The sequence below is a fragment of the Nocardia sp. NBC_01499 genome (genome assembly GCF_045040275.1).
Lineage (GTDB): Bacteria > Actinomycetota > Actinomycetes > Mycobacteriales > Mycobacteriaceae > Nocardia.
This window is the reverse complement of the sequence record NZ_CP109426.1, coordinates 4,502,998-4,522,201: the sequence shown is the minus strand read 5'-3', so window position 1 is coordinate 4,522,201 and position 19,204 is coordinate 4,502,998. Positions and strand designations below refer to the sequence as shown.

Sequence of the window (19,204 nt, the reverse complement as noted above, 5' to 3'; positions counted from 1 at the left end):
TGGGGAGGCTCGATGACTCAGCCCGCGCCGACTTGGCTCGCGGCGGCAGCGCTCGCATTCGCGTTCGTAGTCGTGGTGGCTCGTTGGTTATTGGTGAACGAAACATTCGCCAATCGTCTGGTCAACCGAGTGCTGAGCTGGTTGACCGGCGGTGCGGCTATCGAGGTTCTCGGTTCAGGCACCGATCTCGCCAACGTGACATACCGGGTATTCCTCGGCTGCAACGCCATCACGATCGCCTACATCTACGGCCTCGCGGCATTGTTCGGCGGTGTGGACGAGGACAGGGCCCGGCGACGGCAGGTGGCCTACAACACCGTGGCCGTCGTTGGTGCCGTAGTCGTCATGTTCATCGGGCGCCCGGCTGATCCGCTCGAGCCGAGCTTCGGCTGGAAATCTCCCCTGGTCTGGGCGATTCTCAACGTCCCGTGGGTGTTGCTCGGAATACACGTCGTTCGTGCGTGTGTGCGTGAGTTGCGCGTAGCTGGGATCGCGGTGCGTGAACGACTGGCTTTCTCGGTTCTTCTGCTGGCCGCGGTGTACGCGATCTATGGTGTGGTCGCGTCGGGTCTTCAGGTCTTCGGCGGTCAGCCGTCCGAAAGCCCGCCCGCAGACTGGACAACGGCGGCTTGCCTCAGCTATCTCGTTATCACCGCTCTGCTGTCGGCGCAGGTGGTCGGCGCTCTGCTCGCACAGGCGGGATGGGATCGCACCGGTCGCCGCTGTCGGCGACTATGGCCGCTGTGGCGCGACCTCACCACTGTGGTGCCCGGCATAGTGCTGGACAAGGGACCCGCTCACCGCGATCCCGACCTTCGGCTGTATCGCATGTCCATCGAGATCCAAGACGCACTGCAGCATCTGAAGCAGTACATGCCGCCCGCCGACCGGCATTCCGTCGAAAGCTATGCCGTACAAATCGCCCGTGCCGCGGACAGCAAGCGGCGGGGCGCCCCACCAGCAGTCGCGGTACATGACCAGCGCGAGCCCTCGCGTGCCATGGGCAGCCAACTCGACGACCTGCTCGAGCTGGCACGGGTCTGGCCAGCCGCCCGCGCCGCCGCCTCGGCGGACATCCGAGTGGCCTGATTCGAGCCTGGTTCGGCCAGCGAGCGCGCCCATCTCGATACCGTAAGATCGGCTCCCGCTGATCACTGGACGGGTAGGGAGGTGCCGATGTTCGCCCCGGTGCCTATCGAGAGCGTCTTGTCGCCCTCGGCTGGAGCGCGCCGATGACAGCGCCCGCGCCGATGTGGTTCGTTATCGCGGCGATCGCGGTGCTGTGTTCGGTCACGCTGGCTCGGTGGATTCTGATCGACAGCACCCCTTCGGCTCGGCTCGTCAATCGTGCGATCACCTGGGTGTCGGTCGGCTCGGTGGCGCAGTACAGCGTCTTCGCCAGTGGGGACAAGGCGGTGGCGGTTCAGCTCTTTCTGTTCTGTTCGGTGCTGGCGGCCGCCAATTTGTATGGTCTTGCGAAGCTTTTCGACGGTGCCGATCCGGCCGGTGCGCGTGATCGGCAGCGCGTCTATGACGTCGCGGCCGTGCTGGCTGGTACGACGACGGTGCTCATCGGGCAGCCGGAAGGTGCTGGTGGAGCGGGCTTTTGGGTGCGGGCGGTGGTCAGTTGGACGGTGTTCAATGTTCCGTTGCTGGTGGCCGGGGTGCACATCGTGCGTGCCTGTGTGCGCGATATCCGGGTCGAAGCCTCATTGCTGAAGCAGGTGCCGTACTTCGGTCTGCTCGTGCTGGCGACGGGATGGTTTGTCGGCGCGAGTCTCACGGTGGTGCAGGCGTTCGAGGGCAAACCGCCCGGCACCATGTCGATGGAGTGGAGTGTGGCGTCGTGCCTGTTTTGTGTGCTGGTCGCGCTGGTGACGGCGGTGCCGCTGGCTCAGGTGGTATTGGCGCGCACCGGGTGGGATGAGACCGGTCGAAATCTGCGGCGACTGGAGCCGTTGTGGCGCGATCTCACCTTGGCGGTACCCGAGGTCGTGCTGCCCGCGGGTGTCGGGCTCGGTCGTGATCCTGAGTCGCGGCTGTATCGGATGACCGTGGAGATCAGGGACGCGTTGATGCATCTCCGATCGCATCTGTCGGCAGTTGACGTGCCCGAGCCGTCCGTCGAGACCTATGCCACGCAGATCGCCAGGGCGGCGCGTGCCCGAGCGGCGGGGGTTGCGCCGATCGGCGTGCGGGCGACGCCTTTTCATCAGGTATCAGCGCGGGACATGACGTCGGAGCTCGGCTACCTGCTCGACCTGGCGCATCACTGGCCGCGGGCTCGCGCGCTGGTCAATGGTCGCGCGCGGGTGAGCCGACAATGATGCTGCCGACGGCGCATTCGGTCAGCTCGTTCACGTTCGCCGCGGCGGCGAAGGCGGCGGTATCGCTGAAGCCCTGGGCACACGCGCCGAGTCCCATCGCGGTCGCGGCGAGATAGACGGTCTGCGTGACGACGCCGACGTGCTTCAGGATGCTGGCGTAGGCCACCTGCTCGTAGGTCCACATGACGCGTCCGGCCCGCGCGGCGAGCAGCAGCACCAGTTGCGGTTCGCCGCCCTCCGCGAGGGTCGCCGAGGTGGCGCGCAGAAGTCGTTGCACCGCAGGCGAATCCAGGTCGGCGACCGGGCGGAGCAGATGGTCGAACGAGTCGTAGTGGTACATGCCCGGCGCGAGCCCGTCGGCGTGCCGCACGATCGGGTAGAGCTCGAGCTCGTAGACGCTGCCACCCGACGGGTAGGGGCGCGAAGCCAATTCCTCACCGGGACCGGCACTTCGGACACCGCGGGTGCGGGCCGTCCGGTACAGCAGCTCGGCGAGTTGAGCACGGGTGATCGGGTTGTCGTCATCGAACGCGCGGGTGGATTGCCGATCCTCCAGCACCGCCGTCAGCGTCGGGTCCGTGGCGCGCAGCGCGGCGAGGTCGGGCGTCGCGAGCGACACCGGTTCGCCGGCATAGCTCGTTTTGCGCGCGGGTGGCTGCGGGAAACTGTCTTTCGCCCACTTCGTCGGGCCGAAGTGATCCCAGGTGACGGTGCGTTCGCCGAGCGTGCTGCGCCGGTGGAACCACAGGTCGGCGGCGTTCCAGCTGTGCGTGGCGAACTCCCGTTCTTCCTCTTCCGGATCCGCGACCAGGAATCCGCACCAGTGCAGATCGGCCGCCAGCTGCGACTTGATCGACATGGCCAGCGGCGATTCGGCCGCGCCGAAACCGTCGAGCAGGGAAAGCAGCCTCGGGTCATGGATGCGCACATCGCACCAGGACAGCGGGTGCTCGAGCACGAAACCGTCCGAGTCCCGGTGCAGCACGGCGAATTTCGACAGCGTCGCGCGCCACGGAAGTCTGGTGGCCGGTCGCGGCGGTGGCTGTCCGAATGGCCGGATGCTGTACAGGTTGCGGCCGCCGTCGCGCACGGTGACCGACAGCCAGCCGCCGTCGGTCAGCCGGTCCATCAGCCCGGCGACATCGTCGGTGCCCGATCCGGCGGACAGTTCCGACACCGTCGCGGGGCCCTGGTTCAGCGTCCGCAGTGCCTGCAGCTGGCCGCTGCCGAGGCCGGACAGTTTCTCGTTGCGCGGCGGGTTGAGTAGCAGCGCGCCCGCGGGTGTCGTCAGGCAGGTGACGCCCTCACGCAGGGCGTACCTGGTCTGGTCGGGATATGTGACGGCGGACAAAACCGCTGACCTCCGCTTGTCGATCCGATGTGGTTGACGCGCTGCCTATTTCGCCGCGGCGGCGAAGGCAGGTTCCAGTTTGTCCAGGATGTAGGGCACCGACAGCGCGGTCGGGGTGTTGATCGCGCTGATGTCCTGGGTGGTGAGGAATACGACCGAGCCCTTCCGCACCGCGGGCAGGTCGGTGTAGCCGGGCAGCTGCCGGTACTTCTCGTCCAAGCCGGGGGAGTAGCCCGCGAGCAGCAGGTCGGCGGTGAGCTTGTCGACCCGTTCCGGCGACAGCGCCACTCTGCCCTGGTTAGCGGGCAGATCGGTGAGATCCTTCGGAATGCCCATGCCCAACTTCGTGAACAGCTTGCTCGAGCCATCATTCGGGTCGGTGACCACCATGAGCTGGGTGGCGCTGGCGAACCAGGTGGTGGCGAAGGTCTTGCCGTTGAGCCCGGGGTTGGCCTTGGCGATCGTGTCGATCTTCTTGTCGACGTCGGCGATGACCTTCGCGGCGGCGTCTTCTTTGTGCAGCACCTTGCCGAGCGTGGTCACCAGATCCGGCCATGGCGTTACCACGTCCTTGCCGAGCGCGGGCAGGGTCGGCGCGATCTTGGAGAGCTCGTCATAGGTCTTCTGGTCGGCGACGAACGGGTCGGCGAGGATGAGGTCCGGCTCGAGCGCCGCGACCTGTTCGGCGACATTGCCCACCGGGTTCAGTGCCTTCGCGGCTTCCAGTGCCTTCGGCTCCCACGGCGGTGTGCTCTTGGACACTGTCGCGACATTGTCCACGTACCCCATCGGCGTCACGCCGAGGGCCAGCGTGGTGTCGAGCCACTGATTACCAAGGACGACAATCTTTTTGGGTGTGCCGGGCACCGTGGTCGAGCCACGCGCGTGGGTAATGGTGACCGGCTCGCCGCCGGACCCGGCGTCGTCGCTGGATGAGCCGCAGGCGGCCAGGCCAAGCGTCAGCGCGGCGGCGAGGGTGGCCACCGCGGCCTTCGCCCAGCGCGACATTCGAACAGACTCCATCAGGCGGACCCCTTCAAGGAACATCCCTGCCGGTTCGGTCGAGATACCGCCCAGCGTAATTCAGCCAAGGCTAACCTATCTAGCCCCGCACGTGGCCAGCCCCCTCTTGATGGTTAGATCTGCTAATTATATAATTTGAATAGTTAACCATTTGCGAGGGGCTGCCGTGACGATTCCATCCACCGATCTCGATCTTGGCGAAGTCAGCACCATCCGCCGCAGGCTGCGCTACGACAAGGATCACCCGCGCTACAAGTGGATAGTCCTGACCAACACGACGCTCGGTGTGCTGCTCACCGCGATCAACTCGTCCATCGTGCTGATCTCGCTGCCCGCGATCTTCCGCGGCGTCGGACTGAATCCGCTCGAATCGGGCAATGTCGGCTACCTGCTGTGGATGCTGATGGGCTACCTGCTCGCGACGGCGGTCCTCGTCGTCATGTTCGGCAGGCTCGGCGACCTCTTCGGCCGAGTTCGCGTATACAACTTGGGTTTCGCGGTCTTCGCGTTCTGCGCGATCGCACTGTCCTTCGATCCATTCCACGGCGGCGCCGGCGCGATGTGGATCATCATCTGGCGCGTGGTCCAAGGCGTCGGCGGCGCGATGCTGACCGCCAACGCGACCGCCATCCTCACCGACGCCTTCCCCGCGAAGCAGCGCGGCACCGCGCTCGGTATCAACATGGTCGCCGCGGTCGCCGGCTCATTCCTCGGCCTGCTCATCGGTGGCGTGCTGTCGGAATGGGATTGGCGCGCGGTGTTCTGGGTCAGCGTCCCGATCGGCCTGCTCGGCGCGTTCTGGTCCTACCGGTCGCTGCACGAGGTCGGTATCCGCTCGCAGGGCAAGGTCGACTGGGCGGGCACGATCACCTTCGGGCTCGGCCTCACCGCGCTGCTCACCGGCATCACCTACGGCATCCAGCCCTACGGCGGCCACGCCACCGGTTGGACAAGCCCGTTCGTGCTCAGCACGGTGATCGGCGGCATCGTGCTGCTCGGCGCGTTCTGTGTGGTGGAGAGCAAGGTCACCGACCCGATGTTCCACCTCTCGCTGTTCCGCATTCGCGCCTTCGGGCTCGGCAACTTCAGCAACCTCATGGTCTCCATCGGACGCGGCGGCATGCAGTTCATGCTGATCATCTGGTTGCAGGGCATCTGGTTGCCGCTGCACGGCTTCAGCTTCGAATCGACTCCGCTGTGGGCAGGCATCTACCTGCTGCCGCTGACCGTGGGATTCCTTGCCGCCGGGCCGCTTTCGGGCTGGCTCTCCGATCGGTACGGCTCGCGCCCATTCACCACCGGCGGCGCGTTGATCGCGGCGATCACCTTCGTGCTGCTTCTTGTCCTGCCCGTCGACTTCAACTACTGGGTCTTCGCCACGATCATCCTGCTCAACGGCATCGGCAGCGGTCTGTTCTTCTCACCGAACACCGCGGCGATCATGTCCAGCGTGCCCGCCGCGCAACGCGGCGCGGCCTCCGGTATGCGCGGCACCCTGTTCAACGGCGGCAACGCGCTGTCGATGGGAATCTTCTTCTCCCTCATGGTCGTCGGTCTCGCCGCCAGCCTGCCCTCGGCGCTCGACTCCGGCCTGCGCGCCCAGGGTGTTTCGGCCGACGCCGCCGCACAGGTGGCCGGGATGCCGCCGGTGGCGAGCATGTTCGCCGCGTTCCTCGGCTACAACCCGATCCAGGAATTGCTCGGTCCCACCGGCGAATTGGCCAAACCGGGCGTCAACGCCGACACCCTCACCGGCCAGGAGTTCTTCCCCCACCTGCTCACCGGACCGTTCCACACCGGCCTGGTCGTGGTCTTCGTCGCCGCCGCGGTGATGATGTTCCTCGCCGCCGCCGCGTCCTTCTTCGCGGGCGACAAGTACGTGCACGACGAGCAGGCGGAACTGGCCGAGGCCGAGGAACTCGCGGAAGCGGTCGCCGTCCCCGCGCGCTGATCGGAGATCACTTGAGCGAAACGCGTCGAGGCCCGGTCACCGACCGGGCCTCGACGGGCTAGCTCAGAATGTGACGCGCTGATCCACAGGCATGAAGAGCTTGTCGCTGTCCTTGACGCCGAAAGTGTCGTAGAACTCGATCAGGTTGCGCACGACCTGGTTGCAGCGGAAATCGGCGGGGGAGTGGGTGTCGGAGGCGAGCAGGCGGAGGGCCAGTTCCTTGGTCTGCTTTTCGCGCCAGCTGCGGGCCCAGGACAGGAAGAAGGTCTGGTAGTCCGGGTTGTCGATGCCACGGCGCTTCTCCGCGATGCGGAAGGCGGACAAGGTGATCTGCAGACCGCGCAGGTCGGCGAGGTTCTCACCGACGGTGAGCTCACCGTTGATGTGCTGGCTCGGGTCGAGACCCTCGGGCACCAGCACGTTGAACTGATCGATGAGCTGCTTGGTCTTGGCGTCGAACGCGGCCCGGTCCTCGGGCGTCCACCAATCCTTGCGGTTGCCGTCCCCGTCGTACTTGGAACCCTGGTCGTCGAAGCCGTGGCCGATCTCGTGGCCGATGGTCGCGCCGACGGCGCCGAAGTTGACGGCGGGCTGGGCGTCCTTGTCGAAGAACGGTGCCTGCAGATACGCGGCGGGGAACACGATCTGGTTGGAAGGCGCCGAGTAGTAGGCGTTCACCGTCTGCGGCGACATACTCCATTCGGTCTTGTCGACCGGCGTGCCGAGCCGGGCGAACGCCCGCTTGGACTCGAAAGTATTGATGGAAAGCAATGATTCGATCAGCTTGCCCTTGGTGATCTTCATCTGCGAGTAGTCGACCCACTTGTCCGGGTAACCGATCTTGGGATCGATCTTGTCCAGCTTCGCGATCGACGCCGTCCTCGTCGCCGGGGACATCCACGACGAGTTGGCGAAGTTGTCCCGATAGGCGGCGATCACATCGTCGAGCATTTCCTTGGCGCGCTGCTTGGCCTCGGCCGGAAAGTACTTGTCCACGTACACTTTTCCGAGCTGCTCGCCCAGCTTGTCGTCGACGATCCCGACCCCGTACTTCCACCGGTCCGGGCGCTCCGCCTGACCGCTGAGCACCTTGCCACTGAACTCGAAGTTCGCGTCGTTGATGGCTTTCGGCAGGAACGGCGCGAAGTCGCGCAGCACGCTCAGCTTGAGATAGTCACGCCACGTTGCGATGTCGACCTCGGTCCACAGCTGGCCCGCCGCCGTGATGAAGGACGGCTCGCCGACCACCATCGTCTCGAACAGCTGCCTCGGCCGGTCGGTGTTGCCCGCCATCCACGGGTCCCAGTCGAATGTCGGTGCGAGCGCGGTCATATCGGCCCACTTGAACACGTTGTAGGTCGCGTCGGTATCGCGGGTGCGCACGTTGTCCCAGTGCGCGGGTGCGATCCGCTTCTCCAGATCGAACACTCGCTGCGCGAGCCCCGCCGGATCGGGCAGTCCGGCACCGGCCGCGATGCGCTCGAGGAACACGCGATACTGCGCGAGTATGTCGGCGTATTCGGGCTTGCGGTAGTACTGCTCGCCGAGGCCGAGCCCGGACTGACCGACCGTCGGGATGTAGGCGTTGGAGTTCTTGCTGTCGATAGTGATACCGATGCCGATCAGCCCGGCGATCGGCAGCTCGGCCATCACCTTGGCCAGGTCCGCCTTGGTCGCGGCGCCGTCGATCTTGCCGAACAGATCGGCGAGCGGGGTCATGCCGAGCCGCTCGATCTCGTCCCAATCCACCCTGGCGTCGAACAGGTCTCGGATCTGCTGCTCCTCGGACCCCGGCTTGGGATCCTTGATGCCGTCGATGATCTCGCGCAACTGCTGCTGGGTGCGTTCGGTCGCCTCGCTCGTCGAACCGAAGGAGGTCTTGTCCGGCGGCAACTGGTAGTCGCGCAGCCACTTTCCGTTGACATGCCGGTACAGGTCGTCCTGCGGACGGATCGCGTCATCCGCACCACCCATATCGACGCCGGTGAGCGGTTTGGTCGCCGCCTTGGTGTCGCTCGAGCAGGACACCAGCGCGGCCGCGGCAGGCACCGCCCCGAGTGCGATCAGGAAGGCACGACGGTCCAGCTGTCCGAGACGTGTCACGAGGATTTCCTCTCCCGATGCGGTCCCGCCGCATCCTCGTCAGGCGCGATTGTTCGCCCGAGGCTACCCGTCGCCGGTGCTACCGGCTGACCATCTCAGAGCGTGACGCGCTGGTCCTGCGCGAGGAACAGCTTGTCGCCCGCAACCACGCCGAACGTGGTGTAGAACTCGGCGATATTGCGGACCACCTGGTTGGCCCGAAACTCGTTGGGCGAGTGCACATCCCTGGCGAGCAGCATCTCCCTGGTCTGCTTGGTCGACTGCTGCCGCCAGATCCTGGCCCAGGACTGGAACACCGTCTCCAGGTCCGGCTGCTTGCCGTCGCGCTCGGCGGACGCGCGGTAGGCGGCCAGCGCGATCTGCAGACCGCGCAGGTCGGCGAGGTTCTCACCGACGGTCAGCGCGCCGTTGACGTGCTTGCTCGGATCGAGGCCCTCGGGCACCAGCGCGTTGTACTGCTCGATCAGCTGCTTGGTCTTGGCCTCGAACGCGGCCGTGTCGTCGGTGGTCCACCAGTCGCGCCGGTTGCCGTCGCCGTCGTACTTGGCGCCCTGATCGTCGAAGCCGTGCCCGATCTCGTGGCCGATGACCGCGCCGATGCCGCCGAAGTTGACCGCGGGTGCGGCGTTGGCGTCGAAGAACGGCGTCTGCAGGATGGCGGCCGGGAAGGTGATCTCGTTGGCGGTCGGGTCGTACATGGCGTTCACCGTCTGCGGCGGGAAGCCCCATTCGGTCCGGTCGACCGGCGTGCCGAGCTTGTTGAAGGCGCGGGCGAGCTCGAAAGTCCGTACGGCGCGCACGGATTCGACCAGCTTGCCCTTGGTGATCGTGAGCTTCGAGTAATCGATCCACTTGTCCGGATACCCGATCTTGGCGACGATCTTGTCGAGCTTCGCGAGCGCGGCCGTCTTGGTCGATGAGGACATCCACGAGGATTTGGTGAAGTCCTGCCGGTACGCGGCCATCAGGTCGGCGACGAGCGCCTTGGCGCTATCCTTGGACTGCGCCGGAAAGTGTTGGGCCACATAGAGTTTGCCGAACGGTTGGCCGAGGTTCTGGTTGACCGTCCCGAGGCCGTCCTTCCACGGCTCCTGGCGCTGGTCGCGGCCCTGCAGCGCCTTGTCGACGAATTCGAACGCGGCGTCGGCGATGGCCTTGGGCAGGTAGCGCGCGAATTCCTTGACGACACCGACGCTCAGGTACTCCCGCCACTGCGCGATATCGACGTCGGCCCACAGCTGGCCAGCGGCCGTGACGAACGAGGGCTGCCGGACCACCACGGTGTCGAACAGCTGCTTCGGCCGGTCGGTGCTGCCCGCCAGCCACGGGTCCCAGTCGAATTGCGGTGCGAGCTTGGTCAATTCGGCCCAGCTGTGCAGGTTGTAGGTGGTGTCGGGATCGCGGTCACGGACGCTGTCCCAATAGCCCGCGGCGATGCGGGTCTCCAGGTCGAGCACTCGCTGCGCGGTGCCAGCGGGATCGGCGAGGCCCGCGCCTGCCGTGATGTGCTCCAGATAGGTCCGGTAGGCCTTCATCTGCTCGGCGTACTCGGGCTTGCGGTAGTACTGCTCGTCCAGATTGGCGTCGATGCCGGACTGGACGACCATGGCGATGTAGTTGCTGGAGTTCTTCTGGTCAACGACCACCTGCAGACCCATCAAGCCCGCGATCGGCAGCGAGCCCATCACTCGGGCCAGGTCGGCCTTGGTCGCCGCGTCGTTGATCGCCTTGATCAGGTCGGCGATCGGCGTCATGCCGAGCCGCTCGATCTCGTCGGTATCGAGCCTGGCGTCGTAGAGATCGCGGACCTGCTGCTCCGTCGAGCCCTGCTTCGGTTTGCTGATGCCGTCGACGATGCCGCGCAGCTGCTGCTGGGTGCGGTCGTTGGCCTCGTCGAACGCACCGAACGACGACTTGTCCGGCGGCAGCTGATATTGCTGCAACCAGGTGCCGTTGACGTGTCGATAGAGGTCGTCCTGTGGTCGGACCGCGGGGTTCGCCCCGGCCATATCGACCCCGGTCAGTCGTACATTCGATACCTGCGAATCCTGCGAGCAGGAGGCCAACGTCGCCGCGGCGGGCACAGCAGCGAGGGCGAGCAGGAAGGCGCGGCGATCGAGACGAGCGGACGAGCTCAAGAGCATCCCCTTTTCGGTACGGTCGAGCCGAACGGTGCTTCTCCTTTTGATCTTGCTCGATCCGAGGATAGTGGCGTGGCATGACTCGCCCGTCGTGACGTGAGTCTCGACCTCGACCCTGATTTGGGAACGACCTGCGGGTTCACCTACACTGGACCAGTTGCCTGCGGGAGCTATGCCCGCAATCCGGCAGTGAACCCCCAGTGGTTGGTTCTCGAGTTGCACATTCGGATCCATGAAACCGCTGGCAGGCGCGCGTCCGGAGGGTAACTGACCATGCCCGTCGGGTCGGCAATCCGGCGTGCGTATACATCCAGGTCCAGGAGGAGCTGAAGTGATTCAGCAGGAGTCGCGACTGCGCGTCGCCGACAACACGGGCGCGAAGGAAATCCTTTGCATCCGCGTTCTCGGTGGTTCGTCGCGTCGCTATGCCGGTATCGGCGACATCATCGTCGCTACCGTGAAGGACGCTGTCCCCGGTGGCAACGTCAAGAAGGGTGAGGTCGTCAAGGCCGTCATCGTGCGCACCACCAAGGAGCGCCGTCGCCCGGACGGTTCGTACATCAAGTTCGACGAGAACGCGGCCGTGCTGATCAAGCCGGACAACGACCCGCGTGGCACTCGCATCTTCGGCCCGGTCGGCCGTGAGCTGCGCGAGAAGAAGTTCATGAAGATCGTTTCGCTGGCCCCGGAGGTGCTCTGACATGAAGGTGCACAAGGGCGACACCGTGCTCGTCATCTCGGGTAAGGACAAGGGCGCCAAGGGCAAGGTCATTCAGGCCTACCCGGAGCGCAACCGGATCCTGGTCGAGGGCGTCAACCGGATCAAGAAGCACGTCGCGAACTCCACCAACCAGCGTGGCGCCTCTTCGGGCGGCATCGTGACCCAGGAAGCTCCGATCCACGTGTCCAACGTGATGATCGTCGACTCCGATGGCAAGCCGACCCGCGTCGGTTACCGGACCGACGAGGAGAGCGGCAAGCGGGTCCGGATCTCCCGTAACAACGGGAAGGACATCTGACATGACCACCTCTGAGCAGACCCAGCCGCGCCTGAAGGCGCGCTACCGGGCCGAGATCAAGGACGCGCTGAACAGCGAGTTCAACTACGCCAACGTGATGCAGATCCCCGGCGTGGTCAAGGTTGTCGTGAACATGGGTGTCGGCGACGCCGCCCGTGACGCCAAGCTGATCAACGGTGCGGTCAAGGATCTCGAGCTGATCACCGGTCAGAAGCCGGAGATCCGCAAGGCGACCAAGTCGATCGCGCAGTTCAAGCTGCGTGAGGGCATGCCCATCGGTGCGAAGGTCACCCTGCGTGGCGATCGCATGTGGGAGTTCCTCGACCGGCTGGTCTCCATCGCGCTGCCCCGTATCCGCGACTTCCGCGGCCTGTCGCCGAAGCAGTTCGACGGCAACGGCAACTACACGTTCGGCCTCAGCGAGCAGTCGATGTTCCACGAGATCGACGTGGACTCCATCGACCGTCCGCGCGGTATGGACATCACCGTCGTGACTACCGCGACGAACAACGAAGAGGGCCGCGCCCTGCTCAAGCACCTCGGCTTCCCGTTCAAGGAGAACTGACGATGGCCAAGAAAGCACTGCGGATCAAGGCTGAGGCCAAGCCGAAGTTCGCCGTTCGCGCCTACACCCGCTGCCAGCGTTGCGGCCGCCCGCACGCTGTCTACCGCAAGTTCGGCCTCTGCCGTGTCTGCCTTCGCGAGATGGCGCACCGCGGTGAGCTGCCGGGCGTGCACAAGAGCTCCTGGTGAGCTAGTGCTCGTCTGAGCACACCCGCGTAAGCGGAAAACTGAACAAAGGCACGGTCTCCGGTGGAGGCCGTGCCTTTGTGCGTGATTCGCCGTCAGTTCTGCCTGCGCAACAATTCCGCCGACCGCCGGTGCGCGCTGACCGCCAAGGCGGTCTCCCTCGCGGCGTCGGAGCCGCCTTGTCCGGCGAGGTACGTATGCAGATTGGCTTTGGCCTCGTACCAGGCCGCGCGCTCGATGTCGCCGGCCTCGGCAGTGGGGCGGCTCAGAGTCAGAGCGGTCATTTCGACCAGGACATTCACCCGCGGTCCCTTCTCGACGATTGCAGATGTTTCGTTCGATACACCGTGACCCACGTTCGGAGTGTTACGCCAGCCGCGAGTACCCACCTAGTATGTGCAGCTCCGTCTCCTGCCCAACAGAGGTCACGTGGTGTTCGCTGGGATGTCCTATCGAGGTTGCTGGGTCGCGGCAAAGTGGGCTTAACCCAGGCAGAACGCCCGTATATAGCCGCTTTTCGGCATTGTTGCATCCAATGTGCTGCATGATTGCCACTCAGTACTTCCGTGGGCGTGCACGTCAGTCTGTGTTCAGCTGCGTTGCGGCAGTTCAGAATTCGAGTTCAGACCAAGGGATGTGGATCGGGAACGGGAACTCGGCGGATATGCCGTCGGAATCCTTGGGCGTCCACTTGCCTGTTAGCAGGTAGTTGGCGGGATAGAGCGGGTGAACACCTTCGGGGAGCTCGCCGTGGTTGGTCTCCAGCGCGAACGCCCGGATCATCGCGATGGCACTCTTCTCGCGTTCCAGCGTCACCTCCCAGTACCAGGGAATGCCGGCCTTCGCGTACCGCGCCTGCCTCTCATCGATGTCGGTCTGCGTATCCGACGACGAGAGCACTTCACCTGCCATGAGCACATCTTCTGCGTGCACATCTTGGTAAGGGGCCCGGAGGCACCGATGCACCAGGAAGTCCGGCGTCATGAAATCGGACTTTCCCGACGTCCCGAAGAAGATGTTGGTTTTCGTAAGGACTCGCGAGCAGTGCAGCGGATTCGCGGCCATATCCGCTCGCGAGCATCGTCGTAGGCCGCTCCACATCAGGTTGGTGAACTCCTGGTGCTCAGCCGGCCCGCGCCGTATCCAAACCACTCGCCCACCCCATAGTTCGATCTGCCCTGCGATCTCCTGAGGGAGTTGTTCGAGCTCCTCCCATGCCAGGTACTCAGGGAGGTCAGGCGGTTCGATGCGCGGCAGCGACATTGCTCAATCGTAGGTGCGACCGGCAGCCGCCGAGACCCTCGTCTTGCGCAGAATCCAGTGGAACCCAGGCCGCGCCTGGTGCGTCATAGTAAGGACGGAGCAACGCTGATTCACCATCGAGAGGAGCTGGTCGGCCATGGGAGATCCATCGTCGCTATCGGTTGAGCCCGAAGAGGTGAAAGCGTTGGGACGCCTGGCCTATCAGATCGCGGAAGAGTTGAAGTCCGGGTATTCGTCGCTGGTTACCGATACCAAGGTCACGATCGACAGTTGGGTGGGGAACAACGCAGGTGCATTTACCGCCGCGTGGGACGAATTCCATGAAGGCGCGGACCAGGTGTGGGATGCGTTGCTCGAGCTGGCAGAAAAGCTGGGCGTGACTGCTGAAACGCTCCGCGCGACCGACCAGTCGTTCGCCTCGGGCATCAGCTCCCTGGACCTGCCTTGAACGAGGGCCGAGCTCATGACTGATCCGCCGGCATTCTCGGTCGACCTCGACAAACTCGAGGAACTGGCCGCACGCATGCGCGCGTACAAGGCCGCGGTTGCCGATCGGTTGGCGCAGCTCGAGGCGAAGGCCAAGGAAGTCGAGGGCGTGTGGGTCGGCGCGGCGGCCGTGGCCTATAACGAGGCGCACAGGGAGTGGGCCGCGGGGGTTACTGATATGCAAGACGGTCTCGCGGCTCTGGAGGCAGCGTTGAAGACCGCTCACGAGAGCTACACCAATGCCGCCACCCAGACCCTGCGGATTCTCGGCATATGACCGCCAAACTCGAGGTAGATCCCAAGGTCTACTACCAGGCCGCCGTCAACTGCTTCGATGCCGCCGCCGCGCTGAACGACAGCTTCAAATACGTCTTCGGCGAGCTCAACAGCTGCGGGCAGATGGCGGGCCGAGACGAAGACGGCCGCGCATGGGCGACTTCTTACGATGAGTCCGCCCGCGACGCCGTTTCGTTCTTCGACCAGACCTTCGCGACCCTCCGCGCATACGGCACCGCGCTAAACGACATCGGTTTCGAACACGCCAAATCTGATGCCGCACTGAAAGGTACGGCACAACCGGACAGACCGACCGACTCCGCATCGACAGTGACCTTCGGCCCCTACGCACTCCCGGCCTCAGCCGCAGGCGGGACCCCACAGGGCCTGGCGAAAACTTCCATCGAAGTACTCGACGCCATCAATTGCCCACTCCCCGACGGCAACACCGACACCCTGACCAAAGCCGCCGACGCCTGGGACCGCCTCGGCACGATCTACCAGAACACCAACGCCAAAGACAAAATCACCATCGCAGCAAGCCTTTTCGACGAAGTGACGTCCAAGGACGCGGTCCAGGTCCGCGAAGACCTGAAAACCCTGGAAACATCCATCGGACAACTCCTCACCACCTGCACCCAGATCAGCAAGACCTGCCTCGACTACAAAGAATCCATCGTCGAACTCCGCAACGAGATCAAAGGTTTCATCGAATCCATCATCGAAGATGCCGCCATCAACGTGGCGGTCATCGTAATAGCCTCCTGCCTAACCGGCGTCGGCGGCCTGATCGCCGGCGCCAAAGCCGCAGAATCGGCCCGAAAGTGGGCCGCGAAGATCAAAGAGGCCGTCACCGCCTGGCGTGCGCGGAAGGTCCTGCAGCTCAAGGGCCTCGCCGAGGACGCGAAGACCGCGCTGGCAAAGGGCAAGCAGGTCGTCAAAGACTTACGCGACCGGTTGGGAAAGAGGGGCGATGACCTTGGAAAGCTTCCCAAGAGTCGCGGCAAAATCGATGAAACGGAGAAGGTATTCTCTCCGGAGGAGAGGAAGATTGCTGATCTGCTGGCAGACGAAGGAAAAGATGTAAAGTCCGTCAAGGAGGGCGTAAATCGGACTCCTGATTCTACTGTTGATGGAGTGCCGACGGAATTCAAATCGCTGGATGAGGGTGCATCGAATGTATCCGTTAAGAACGCCCTGAACAGCGCAGGCGGCCAAGCTGAGCATGCAATTATCGACGCACGGGCAAGTGGGATTTCGCAGGAAGAAGCTCAGCGTGGGTTGAATAGATTCTTGGGTGCCAGTCCGGACAAGATGAAGGGGGTTCGAATTGTTGGAAACGGCTGGGAGATCAATTGGCCATAGGAAGGATTTCCCGTGAGTGCCTACCATGAGATATTTCTGAAGACCGCGAAGCCGTTCGATGAAGTGATCGAAGATGTCAGCGAAGCTGTCGGGGTCGAACTCGCCTCCGAACCATCGTCGAATGCTGTTCTATTATATCGTGCCGTGACGGACTCGTCCGTTATCGAAGTCGAGTCTTCGCATGCGTACGAAGACGATTATGGCATAGAGTTTTCTAGCTTGCCCATCCTGATCACAGTCCGCGATCTGGACTCTGACAAGGATCGAGAAGAATCCACGGCGCGCTCGCTCATGCAGGTCCTGGCAAACGATGGTGGTTACGCGGGTCTTTTGGTTTTCGATCTGAAGAGGCGCCTTGCCGAGATCTGAGCGGTAACGAGAAATCTCGAAGAGCCTGAGAGCTCTGTGTCGCGACCCGTCTTATCGAGGTTCGCAATGGTTGACGAGATCGTCGACTGCACCGCCGACGAGGTCGCTCAGATTGTGTCCGTCGCCCCGGATGGTCGGGATTGCGGAGCTTCTTCGCCGGTTGCAGGTCGAGTCGACGCATCGGAGGAGAGTCCAATCCTTCCGGGGAGCCGTGGTGGTGGGTCACCCTAGGCGAAGCATTGCTGCGGACATCAAGCTGATACCACGACCACTGCGTTGCGCGTTGCGACCGATTGTGCGTGGTCAACATATTTGGATCGGTTATGCATAAGTTTGCACAGAATAGATCGACCGATTTGATCGGTGCAAATATATTTGATCGGTGCAAATATATGCGAAGAGTCGGACGGGCCCGAGGTGTGCTGGAGGGCGAGCTGCGCGGCTATCGGGTCAGGTCGGCGAAGCTGATCTCACCGAGCACGACATGCTCGAGCTCGAGGAACCCTTCGCGATGCAACCGGTGCAGTCGGTACTCGGCGGCGTGCGCGTCGAGCCGGAACTCGCGGACCTCTTCGATGTCGTACTTGGTGTCGAGAGAAACGACCAGATACGCCGGAATGCCTGCGCGGGCATACTGCACCTTTTTGTCGAGCAGATCCTCGGCCGCGGTAGATGGTGACGAAACCTCGATGACGATCAGCGCATCGCCTGCTTCCGGCTTCGCGCCGCGTTCTGGCAGACAGCGGTAAACCGTCACATCCGGTCGGCGGAAGGTGAACTTCGGTACCCGCCAAAGGACAACGTCGATATCGGTCTCGACACGCACGCATGGTTCGGTACTCGGCAACTGCTCCATGGCGCCGGCGAGCCGACGTGCGACCCGATTGTGCTCCGGTACTGGAGATTCGCAGACGATCACATGCCCGTGCACAACCTCGATCTCGCGCGAGATGTCCTCGGGGAGGCTGCGGTACTCCTCCTCGGTCATCTCGTGCGGCAGGCCGGCCGACGCTTCGATCGTCATACTTGGAAGCGTACCCAGTCGGTCCGCCATCCGAGCTGCGTAGTGGCGGTATCGTAGCTTTCGAACGCCCCAGTGTCGCCTCTGAGCAATCACGCGCCTGGGGCTCCTTCGTGCGCTGTGCCGAATCATCGAACGCCCCGGATTTGGCCGTCAGCTGGGCGTTGTCTACACTAGACCGGTTGCCTGGGCACCTTTGTGTCTGCAGGTCTGTGTGCAGTGATGACCAGACGCCTGCGGCCCGCCCCGGCACCGAGAACTCATTTTGAGAACTCATCCGGTCGGCAAGCGTCGACCGGACCAGCCCAATTGCTGTAGGCCCACGATCGGCATGCCTTGTGCTCGCCGGTGTTGCATGGGAACCGTAGCGAGAAAGGTGTCGAGGTCTAACCATGACCATGACTGATCCGATCGCGGACTTCTTGACTCGTCTGCGCAACGCCAACTCGGCGTACCACGATCAGGTGAAGGCTCCGCACTCGAAGCTCAAGGCGAACATCGCCGAGATCCTCAAGCGCGAGGGCTACATCGCCGATTACCGGACCGAGGACGCGACCGTGGGCAAGGCCCTCGTTGTCGACCTCAAGTACGGCCCGAGCCGTGAGCGCAGCCTGCAGGGCCTGCGCCGCGTCTCGAAGCCGGGTCTGCGTGTGTACGCGAAGTCCACCAACCTGCCCAAGGTCCTGGGCGGCCTCGGCGTGGCGATCATCTCCACGTCGACCGGTCTGCTCACCGATCGCCAGGCGGCCAAGCAAGGTGTAGGCGGGGAAGTCCTCGCCTACGTCTGGTAAGGGGAGGTAGACAAATGTCGCGTATTGGCAAGAAGCCCATCGCAGTCCCGGCCGGTGTCGAGATCACCATCGACGGCCAGAACGTGTCGGTGAAGGGTCCGAAGGGCACCCTGACCCACACCGTCGCCGAGCCGATCACCATCGCCAAGGGCGAAGACGGCCAGCTCGAGGTCGTTCGCCCGAACGACGAGCGCCAGAACCGCTCGCTGCACGGCCTGACCCGCACCCTCGTCGCCAACATGGTCGAAGGCGTGACCAAGGGCTACGAGAAGAAGATGGAAATCTTCGGTGTCGGTTACCGCGTGCAGGCCAAGGGCTCGAACCTGGAGTTCGCTCTCGGCTACAGCCACCCGGTGCCGATCGAGGCACCGGCGGGCATCACCTTCGCGGTGGAATCGCCCACCAAGTTCTCCGTGTCCGGAATCGACAAGCAGGCGGTCGGTCAGATCTCCGCTGTGATCCACGGACTGCGCAAGCCCGACCCGTACAAGGGCAAGGGCATCCGCTACGCCGGCGAGGTCGTTCGCCGCAAGGTCGGAAAGACGGGTAAGTGATCATGGCGCAAACCGAAAACCAGATCGCCAAGCGCAAGCCGCGCGGCAAGGACGTGTCGACGACGCGTCGTCTGTCGAAGACCCGCCGCCACTTCCGTCTGCGCAAGAAGGTCGAAGGCACCACCGAGCGTCCGCGCCTGGTGGTCAACCGCTCCTCGCGGCACCTGCACGTGCAGCTGGTCGACGACTCGATCGGCAAGACCATTGCCGCCGCGTCCTCGATCGAGGCCGACGTGCGCGCGCTGGACGGCGACAAGTCGGCCAAGAGCAAGAAGGTCGGCGCACTGCTGGCCGAGCGTGCCAAGGCCGCCGGTGTCGAGGCCGTCGTGTTCGACCGTGGTGGTCACGACTACCACGGCCGCATCGCGGCGCTCGCCGACGCTGCTCGCGAAGGTGGGTTGAAGTTCTGATGAT

At 64.0% G+C, this 19,204-nt stretch carries 21 protein-coding genes; 14 read left to right on the top strand and 7 right to left on the bottom strand.

What is annotated here, in order from left to right; translation table 11 throughout:
- Window positions 1–12 precede the first annotated feature (12 nt).
- A complete protein-coding gene (locus OG203_RS20780; protein ID WP_405167287.1) occupies window positions 13–1,089 on the top strand; it encodes an MAB_1171c family putative transporter in 1,077 nt (358 codons plus the stop codon).
- Window positions 1,090–1,232: 143 nt separating this feature from the next.
- Window positions 1,233–2,327 (top strand): MAB_1171c family putative transporter, encoded by a 1,095-nt coding sequence (locus OG203_RS20775; RefSeq protein WP_405167286.1) that lies wholly within the window; start codon window positions 1,233–1,235, stop codon window positions 2,325–2,327.
- On the opposite strand, the gene OG203_RS20770 is transcribed toward OG203_RS20775, so the two are convergent.
- Complete coding sequence (locus OG203_RS20770) at window positions 2,296–3,678, bottom strand: SagB family peptide dehydrogenase (protein ID WP_405167285.1); 1,383 nt, start codon at window positions 3,676–3,678, stop codon at window positions 2,296–2,298. The genes OG203_RS20775 and OG203_RS20770 overlap by 32 nt on opposite strands.
- A gap of 45 nt (window positions 3,679–3,723) precedes the next feature.
- On the bottom strand, window positions 3,724–4,701 hold the full coding sequence (locus OG203_RS20765) for an ABC transporter substrate-binding protein (RefSeq protein WP_405167284.1): 978 nt from the start codon (window positions 4,699–4,701) through the stop codon (window positions 3,724–3,726).
- Window positions 4,702–4,867: 166 nt separating this feature from the next.
- On the opposite strand from OG203_RS20765, the gene OG203_RS20760 reads away from it, so the two are divergent.
- On the top strand, window positions 4,868–6,652 hold the full coding sequence (locus OG203_RS20760) for an MFS transporter (RefSeq protein ID WP_405167283.1): 1,785 nt from the start codon (window positions 4,868–4,870) through the stop codon (window positions 6,650–6,652).
- Window positions 6,653–6,715: 63 nt separating this feature from the next.
- Here the strand turns inward: OG203_RS20760 and OG203_RS20755 are convergent, their stop codons facing one another.
- The gene (locus tag OG203_RS20755) at window positions 6,716–8,755 is read right to left on the bottom strand and encodes a M13 family metallopeptidase (protein ID WP_405167282.1); all 2,040 of its coding nucleotides are present in this window, start codon (window positions 8,753–8,755) and stop codon (window positions 6,716–6,718) included.
- Between the two features lie 95 nt (window positions 8,756–8,850).
- A complete protein-coding gene (locus tag OG203_RS20750; RefSeq protein ID WP_405167281.1) occupies window positions 8,851–10,899 on the bottom strand; it encodes a M13 family metallopeptidase in 2,049 nt (682 codons plus the stop codon).
- Between the two features lie 328 nt (window positions 10,900–11,227).
- On the opposite strand from OG203_RS20750, the gene rplN reads away from it, so the two are divergent.
- From rplN to OG203_RS20730, 4 genes are read left to right on the top strand one after another with little or no spacing between them, the layout of a single operon-like run.
- Window positions 11,228–11,596 (top strand): 50S ribosomal protein L14, encoded by a 369-nt coding sequence (rplN, locus tag OG203_RS20745; RefSeq protein ID WP_396995662.1) that lies wholly within the window; start codon window positions 11,228–11,230, stop codon window positions 11,594–11,596.
- Window position 11,597: 1 nt separating this feature from the next.
- A complete protein-coding gene (rplX, locus tag OG203_RS20740; RefSeq protein ID WP_150404095.1) occupies window positions 11,598–11,915 on the top strand; it encodes a 50S ribosomal protein L24 in 318 nt (105 codons plus the stop codon).
- 1 nt (window position 11,916) lies between these two features.
- Window positions 11,917–12,480, top strand: a complete 564-nt coding sequence (gene rplE / locus OG203_RS20735; RefSeq protein WP_107654148.1) for a 50S ribosomal protein L5 — start codon at window positions 11,917–11,919, stop codon at window positions 12,478–12,480.
- A 2-nt stretch (window positions 12,481–12,482) separates the two neighbouring features.
- Window positions 12,483–12,668: a type Z 30S ribosomal protein S14 gene (locus OG203_RS20730; protein WP_040731429.1), complete on the top strand. Its 186-nt coding sequence runs from the start codon at window positions 12,483–12,485 to the stop codon at window positions 12,666–12,668.
- Window positions 12,669–12,760: 92 nt separating this feature from the next.
- Here the strand turns inward: OG203_RS20730 and OG203_RS20725 are convergent, their stop codons facing one another.
- Window positions 12,761–12,949, bottom strand: coding sequence for a hypothetical protein (locus tag OG203_RS20725; RefSeq protein WP_405167280.1), 189 nt, complete (start codon window positions 12,947–12,949; stop codon window positions 12,761–12,763).
- Window positions 12,950–13,274: 325 nt separating this feature from the next.
- A complete protein-coding gene (locus OG203_RS20720; RefSeq protein WP_405167279.1) occupies window positions 13,275–13,928 on the bottom strand; it encodes a Uma2 family endonuclease in 654 nt (217 codons plus the stop codon).
- Between the two features lie 136 nt (window positions 13,929–14,064).
- Between OG203_RS20720 and OG203_RS20715 the strand changes: the two genes are divergently transcribed.
- From OG203_RS20715 to OG203_RS20700, 4 genes are read left to right on the top strand one after another with little or no spacing between them, the layout of a single operon-like run.
- The gene (locus tag OG203_RS20715; RefSeq protein ID WP_405167278.1) at window positions 14,065–14,376 is read left to right on the top strand and encodes a WXG100 family type VII secretion target; all 312 of its coding nucleotides are present in this window, start codon (window positions 14,065–14,067) and stop codon (window positions 14,374–14,376) included.
- A 15-nt stretch (window positions 14,377–14,391) separates the two neighbouring features.
- The gene (locus tag OG203_RS20710) at window positions 14,392–14,691 is read left to right on the top strand and encodes a WXG100 family type VII secretion target (RefSeq protein WP_405167277.1); all 300 of its coding nucleotides are present in this window, start codon (window positions 14,392–14,394) and stop codon (window positions 14,689–14,691) included.
- Window positions 14,688–16,055 carry a hypothetical protein gene (locus OG203_RS20705; protein WP_405167276.1) on the top strand — a complete coding sequence of 456 codons (1,368 nt, stop codon included), beginning with the start codon at window positions 14,688–14,690 and terminating at the stop codon, window positions 16,053–16,055. The genes OG203_RS20710 and OG203_RS20705 overlap by 4 nt, the downstream gene beginning before the upstream one ends.
- 12 nt (window positions 16,056–16,067) lie before the next feature.
- Window positions 16,068–16,424 carry a hypothetical protein gene (locus OG203_RS20700; RefSeq protein ID WP_405167275.1) on the top strand — a complete coding sequence of 119 codons (357 nt, stop codon included), beginning with the start codon at window positions 16,068–16,070 and terminating at the stop codon, window positions 16,422–16,424.
- A gap of 442 nt (window positions 16,425–16,866) precedes the next feature.
- On the opposite strand, the gene OG203_RS20695 is transcribed toward OG203_RS20700, so the two are convergent.
- A complete protein-coding gene (locus OG203_RS20695; RefSeq protein ID WP_405167274.1) occupies window positions 16,867–17,448 on the bottom strand; it encodes a Uma2 family endonuclease in 582 nt (193 codons plus the stop codon).
- 389 nt (window positions 17,449–17,837) lie between these two features.
- On the opposite strand from OG203_RS20695, the gene rpsH reads away from it, so the two are divergent.
- From rpsH to rplR, 3 genes are read left to right on the top strand one after another with little or no spacing between them, the layout of a single operon-like run.
- Complete coding sequence (rpsH, locus tag OG203_RS20690; protein ID WP_069161946.1) at window positions 17,838–18,236, top strand: 30S ribosomal protein S8; 399 nt, start codon at window positions 17,838–17,840, stop codon at window positions 18,234–18,236.
- A gap of 14 nt (window positions 18,237–18,250) precedes the next feature.
- Window positions 18,251–18,790 (top strand): 50S ribosomal protein L6, encoded by a 540-nt coding sequence (gene rplF / locus OG203_RS20685; RefSeq protein WP_405167273.1) that lies wholly within the window; start codon window positions 18,251–18,253, stop codon window positions 18,788–18,790.
- 2 nt (window positions 18,791–18,792) lie between these two features.
- Window positions 18,793–19,200: a 50S ribosomal protein L18 gene (rplR, locus tag OG203_RS20680; RefSeq protein WP_405167272.1), complete on the top strand. Its 408-nt coding sequence runs from the start codon at window positions 18,793–18,795 to the stop codon at window positions 19,198–19,200.
- Window positions 19,201–19,204 lie beyond the last annotated feature (4 nt).

Bases quoted from the DNA above. Each gene is read 5' to 3' on its own strand.
- OG203_RS20725 (WP_405167280.1), bottom strand. From the start codon at position 12,949: ATGACCGCTCTGACTCTGAGCCGCCCCACTGCCGAGGCCGGCGACATC.
- rplF (WP_405167273.1), top strand. From the start codon at position 18,251: ATGTCGCGTATTGGCAAGAAGCCCATCGCAGTCCCGGCCGGTGTCGAG.
- OG203_RS20720 (WP_405167279.1), bottom strand. From the start codon at position 13,928: ATGTCGCTGCCGCGCATCGAACCGCCTGACCTCCCTGAGTACCTGGCA.
- OG203_RS20750 (WP_405167281.1), bottom strand. From the start codon at position 10,899: ATGCTCTTGAGCTCGTCCGCTCGTCTCGATCGCCGCGCCTTCCTGCTC.
- OG203_RS20775 (WP_405167286.1), top strand. From the start codon at position 1,233: ATGACAGCGCCCGCGCCGATGTGGTTCGTTATCGCGGCGATCGCGGTG.
- OG203_RS20765 (WP_405167284.1), bottom strand. From the start codon at position 4,701: ATGGAGTCTGTTCGAATGTCGCGCTGGGCGAAGGCCGCGGTGGCCACC.
- rpsH (WP_069161946.1), top strand. From the start codon at position 17,838: ATGACCATGACTGATCCGATCGCGGACTTCTTGACTCGTCTGCGCAAC.
- rplR (WP_405167272.1), top strand. From the start codon at position 18,793: ATGGCGCAAACCGAAAACCAGATCGCCAAGCGCAAGCCGCGCGGCAAG.
- OG203_RS20780 (WP_405167287.1), top strand. From the start codon at position 13: ATGACTCAGCCCGCGCCGACTTGGCTCGCGGCGGCAGCGCTCGCATTC.
- OG203_RS20730 (WP_040731429.1), top strand. From the start codon at position 12,483: ATGGCCAAGAAAGCACTGCGGATCAAGGCTGAGGCCAAGCCGAAGTTC.
- OG203_RS20710 (WP_405167277.1), top strand. From the start codon at position 14,392: ATGACTGATCCGCCGGCATTCTCGGTCGACCTCGACAAACTCGAGGAA.
- OG203_RS20705 (WP_405167276.1), top strand. From the start codon at position 14,688: ATGACCGCCAAACTCGAGGTAGATCCCAAGGTCTACTACCAGGCCGCC.
- rplE (WP_107654148.1), top strand. From the start codon at position 11,917: ATGACCACCTCTGAGCAGACCCAGCCGCGCCTGAAGGCGCGCTACCGG.
- OG203_RS20715 (WP_405167278.1), top strand. From the start codon at position 14,065: ATGGGAGATCCATCGTCGCTATCGGTTGAGCCCGAAGAGGTGAAAGCG.
- rplX (WP_150404095.1), top strand. From the start codon at position 11,598: ATGAAGGTGCACAAGGGCGACACCGTGCTCGTCATCTCGGGTAAGGAC.
- OG203_RS20695 (WP_405167274.1), bottom strand. From the start codon at position 17,448: ATGACGATCGAAGCGTCGGCCGGCCTGCCGCACGAGATGACCGAGGAG.